1 protein-coding gene and 1 pseudogene are annotated in these 3743 nt (G+C 70.9%); both read right to left on the minus strand.

The window, feature by feature from the left end:
• Positions 1-135: 135 nt before the first annotated feature.
• Positions 136-2952, minus strand: a complete 2817-nt coding sequence (locus tag AB0399_RS40345) for an AAA family ATPase (protein ID WP_366414677.1) — start codon at positions 2950-2952, stop codon at positions 136-138.
• Positions 2953-3446: 494 nt separating this feature from the next.
• A pseudogene (locus AB0399_RS40350) lies at positions 3447-3743 on the minus strand (topoisomerase II); the annotation flags it as partial.

Consider the following 3743-nt stretch of genomic DNA (forward strand, 5'->3'; position numbering starts at 1 on the left):
GGCGCGAGCCGGTCGGGAAGGCCCCGGCCGGCGGCAGGCGCGAGCCGGTCGGGAGGGCCCCGGCCGGCGGCAGGCGCGAGCCGGTCGGGCCTACACCGGAAGATGCGGCCCGGCCCTGTCACGGACCGCGTTCCGTCAGGACTTGACGCGCTTGTTCCCGCTCCCGGCGCAGTTGACGCCGAGGGCGTCGGCCAGGGCGGTCCGTCCCGGTATGGACAACTTGCCGTAGACGCGGGTGAGATGGACCTCGACGGTGCGCGGGGTGATGTGCAGCAGGTCGGCGATGCTCCTGTTGGTCCGCCCCCGGGCGGCGTGCATGGCGACGCGGTGCTCGGTCGGCGTGAGGGCGGGCACTCCGGACGCCGGGGTGCGCCGAAGCCGTCCCCCCGCGGCGAGCAGCGATTTGCGCGCCTCGGTGGTGAGCGAACGCGCCCCCGACTCCTCGGCGAGCAGCATCCCCCGGTGCAGCGCCCGCCTGGCCTGTGCGAGAGAGCCGTTGCGCCCGTGCGCCTGGCCCGCCGCGACGAGCGAGAGCGCCAACTGGAGCCGGGCATCGGTCTGTTCGAGAAGGGCCACGGACTCGGCGAACGCGCGCTCCGCCGCCGCCCCCGAACTCACCTCCCCCAGCGAGCGCAACGACCGGCCCACCACCGCGAGATCGCCCCAGCGGCGGGCCAGTTCGACCTCCGCCTCCGCGAGCTCGCGAGCCTCCTTGTCGTTGCCGAGCTGTTTCCACGCCCGCGCGGCGAGGCTGCGCCAGTCGCTCAAGGCGGGGTTGACGATCCCCAGCGCCTCCAGCCGGTGCCCGCACTCCATCAGGTCGGCGAGTGCGCCCCGCAGGTCACCCAGGTGCAGGCGGAACATCCCCCGCACGCCCAGGGTGCTCGCGGGCAGGTCGTGGAGTCCTTGCAGGAGGTCGACGGCCCCCTCGTAGTGGCCGATCGCCCCGCGCGCCCTGGCGACCTCGGTCACCGCGACCGCACGGCAGCTCTTCACCTCGTGATGTTCGGTGGTGAGCGCCAGCGCCTGCTCCGCCTCGGCGAGCGCCACCGGAAGGTCGCCCATCCGCACCGCGATCTTGGCGCGCTGGCAAAGGGCGATCACCCGCGGGAAGAGCGCGTCCGTGGCCAGCGCTCCGGTCAGCATGTGATCGGCCCAGCGCTGTGCTTCCCGCAGATGGCCTGCCCACGTCAGTATCGTGATACATCGCAGCAGCAGCACCATCGAAGCGCTTCCGGACGGCCGCTCGCCCGCCAGCGCCCGGTGCACCAGCTCCAACGGGACATCGCAGGGCTCGGATCTGCACGCGAGATCGCCGGCGATGGAGGCGAGTAACTCCCGCTCGCCGGGGGTGACTCCGAGGTTGATGCTCAGGGTGGGACCGCCGAGCGCCTCCAGGGCCGCCGCCCGGCCCTCGGCAGGGACCGTGTGGGTCAGGGACTGCACGCTCAGGCGCAGTTCGGAGTCGCCGAGCTCGGCGAACGCCTTGTGGTCGACGTGGGCGAGCACGGTCCGGGACGGACGCAGAGCCGACTCGGCGCTGCCCGGCCGCAGGACTCGCGCGTGGGCACGTTCCACGATCGCCCCCGCCTGGAGCGCGGGATCGGAGAACAGCCGGACTGCCTCGTCGAGATGGCGGTCGGCGGCCGCGGGCGCGAAGAGCGCCTCGGCGCGGCCCAGCAGCCAGAGCACCTCCGCGCGCTCCTCGTCCGGAATCCTGTCCCGGAGGACGCGCCGCGCGTACTTGGCACACGTCTTGGGGTCGCCGGTCTTCAGGGCGTCGTCCGCGGCTTCCTTCAGCACGCTGCACGCCCACGCGTCGTCGGACATGTCGGCCTGGAGCAGGTGCTCGGCGACCTGCGCCAGCGGGGCCCCCAGATCGTTCAGCCGCCGGGCGGTCCGCATGTGCAGGGAGCGCCGCGCATCGGCGGACATGTCACGGTGGATCAGGCTCCGCAGCTCCGCACTGCTGAAGCGGTACCGGCCGGAGACGCCCGTCTCGCGAAAGATCCCCACCGGGGTGAGCTCCGCTATGAGTCCGCTGATCGCGTCCCCGTAGAGGTTGAGCATGTCCGCGATCACCGCGCAGTCGCCTTCTTCACCGAGCACCGTCGCGACCTCGGCGACCTCCCGGAGGTGGACGGGCTGGCGCAGCAGCCGGTCGGCGGCGGCCTCGGCCTCTATTCGTGCACCGCAGCGCCGTATCTGCTCGACCTGCGACGCCCGAGGGGGCACGAAGTCGGCGGTCAGGGACGCCAGCAGCTTGTCCAGGCGGGAGGGGCGCCCGCGGGACGTCTCGGCGCAGACCTGCACGAACTCGTCGTCGCACCCCTGCCCGGAGTAGGCGGCCTCCACCACTTCGCGTACGCTGTGCGACGAGAGCGGGCTGAGGGTGAGGGTGAAACACTGGTCCCGCTTGGATATGTCGTCGGTCAGCTTGCGGTCGACCGCGGTCTCGTCGGTCCGGTAGGCCAGGACCAGCAGGACCGGCAGATTGTTCAAGTGCCGTACCAGATAGGCGAACCAGCGCAGTGAGGTCTCGTCCATCCACTGGATGTGATCGACGACGACGACCAGGGGCTGCCGGCGCGCGCCTCGCGCGAAGACCTCCCGCAGGGCTTCGAAGAGCCGATGGTCGAACGGGCCGACGCCTTCGAGCACGCCGTGCAGGAACTCCTCGTCCTCGGTGGCCCGGTCCCTGTTGGCGACCTCGAGTGCGGCGGCCACGAGCTGGCGGACAACCCCGAGTTGGCTGTGTGCGTCCGAAGGGGAACAGGACGTGCTCAGCACCACGCTGCCCAAGCGCCGTACCCGTTCGGCCACTTCGGCGAGGAAGGTGGAACATCGCATGCCCGAGACGGACCGGACCAGAACGGTGTTGCCCTTGCCTGCCCTGGCACTGCGCGCACGGGTCAGAAGGTCGGAGAGTTCCGACACACGTTCAGGCTGCACGGAGCCTCCTCACCTCAACCCCTGTTGCTCCGCATGCGATGCGGGGACCGGCCGCGATGTTCTTCACTCCGGCAGTACAGCGGGCCGCGACGGGGAACTCGCGCCATGTCGCCTTCATACGGAGGGTGTTGCCGGTCCACAGGAGAGAGTCGTCGTCAGCGAATGCGAGGTCGCGAACATGGTGCAGGGTCTCGATCTTCCAGTGGTCACGGACGAGTTCGTCGAGCTGAAGCGGGTGGCCTGCACGGCTGTCAGGCCGGCCTCTCACCATAGGTTGTCTTCGTGACGGTCCGGCCACCCCATCGTCATGCACTCCACAACTTCGCAAAATCTCCTTGATTTGATCACGAGATGATCGTTTCTGGCGATGGCGGCGGGGAGCGCCGGCTCCGCCCGCCGCCGGCCCAGAGGGTGGACGATCTCCCAACACGTGAAAGGCCGCCCCCGTGCGGACGGCACGGGGACGGCCTTTCACCGGATTCGGCGGCGGGTGGCTACTGCTGAGGTGGCGGGTAGCCGTAGCCCTGTTGCGGGTTGGGCGGTGGATACTGCCCGGGTTGACCGGGTGGGCCGGGCTGACCGGGCTGGCCGGGTTGGCCGGGCTGGCCGGGTTGGCCGGGTTGGCCGGGTTGGCCTGGCTGCTGGCCCTGGTAGCCGGGCTGCCCCGGCATCGACGGCGCCTGCACCGGCGGTGAGTTGCTGCCGTCCTGTGTCCACAGGCCCTGTGCCTGCTGGGCCCGTACGAAGTCCTCGGCGACCATGGCGGAGAGGTTGAAGTACGCCTCTCGGGT

The organism is Streptomyces sp. NPDC088194, assembly GCF_040702025.1.
In the GTDB taxonomy this organism is placed as follows: Bacteria; Actinomycetota; Actinomycetes; order Streptomycetales; family Streptomycetaceae; genus Actinacidiphila.